Source organism: Pseudomonas sp. MD330_10 (assembly GCF_042610415.1).
Lineage (GTDB): Bacteria > Pseudomonadota > Gammaproteobacteria > Pseudomonadales > Pseudomonadaceae > Aquipseudomonas > Aquipseudomonas rhodesiae.
This window is the reverse complement of sequence record NZ_JBHGZU010000037.1, coordinates 1-1,202: the sequence shown is the minus strand read 5'-3', so window position 1 is coordinate 1,202 and position 1,202 is coordinate 1. Positions and strand designations below refer to the sequence as shown.

The 1,202-nt window shown below is 53.2% G+C and carries 1 rRNA gene (running past one end of the window); it reads left to right on the top strand.

The annotated features are described in order from the left end of the window. Positions 1-1,162: ribosomal RNA gene (locus tag ACFZPT_RS26470) — 23S ribosomal RNA — on the top strand; it begins 1,829 nt to the left of the window's first position. Positions 1,163-1,202 lie beyond the last annotated feature (40 nt).

The window sequence follows — 1,202 nt, the reverse complement described above, 5'->3', positions numbered from 1 at the left end:
CATGCCGGTCGAAGATACCAGGCCGCTGCGACTGTTTATTAAAAACACAGCACTCTGCAAACACGAAAGTGGACGTATAGGGTGTGACGCCTGCCCGGTGCCGGAAGGTTAATTGATGGGGTTAGCTAACGCGAAGCTCTTGATCGAAGCCCCGGTAAACGGCGGCCGTAACTATAACGGTCCTAAGGTAGCGAAATTCCTTGTCGGGTAAGTTCCGACCTGCACGAATGGCGTAACGATGGCGGCGCTGTCTCCACCCGAGACTCAGTGAAATTGAAATCGCTGTGAAGATGCAGTGTATCCGCGGCTAGACGGAAAGACCCCGTGAACCTTTACTATAGCTTTGCACTGGACTTTGAATTTGCTTGTGTAGGATAGGTGGGAGGCTTTGAAGCGTGGACGCCAGTCTGCGTGGAGCCATCCTTGAAATACCACCCTGGCAACTTTGAGGTTCTAACTCAGGTCCGTTATCCGGATCGAGGACAGTGTATGGTGGGTAGTTTGACTGGGGCGGTCTCCTCCTAAAGAGTAACGGAGGAGTACGAAGGTGCGCTCAGACCGGTCGGAAATCGGTCGTAGAGTATAAAGGCAAAAGCGCGCTTGACTGCGAGACAGACACGTCGAGCAGGTACGAAAGTAGGTCTTAGTGATCCGGTGGTTCTGTATGGAAGGGCCATCGCTCAACGGATAAAAGGTACTCCGGGGATAACAGGCTGATACCGCCCAAGAGTTCATATCGACGGCGGTGTTTGGCACCTCGATGTCGGCTCATCACATCCTGGGGCTGAAGCCGGTCCCAAGGGTATGGCTGTTCGCCATTTAAAGTGGTACGCGAGCTGGGTTTAGAACGTCGTGAGACAGTTCGGTCCCTATCTGCCGTGGACGTTTGAGATTTGAGAGGGGCTGCTCCTAGTACGAGAGGACCGGAGTGGACGAACCTCTGGTGTTCCGGTTGTCACGCCAGTGGCATTGCCGGGTAGCTATGTTCGGAATAGATAACCGCTGAAAGCATCTAAGCGGGAAACTAGCCTCAAGATGAGATCTCACTGGAACCTTGAGTTCCCTGAAGGGCCGTCGAAGACTACGACGTTGATAGGTTGGGTGTGTAAGCGCTGTGAGGCGTTGAGCTAACCAATACTAATTGCCCGTGAGGCTTGACCATATAACACCCAAGCAATTTGAGTCGAAAGGCCAGATTGCGG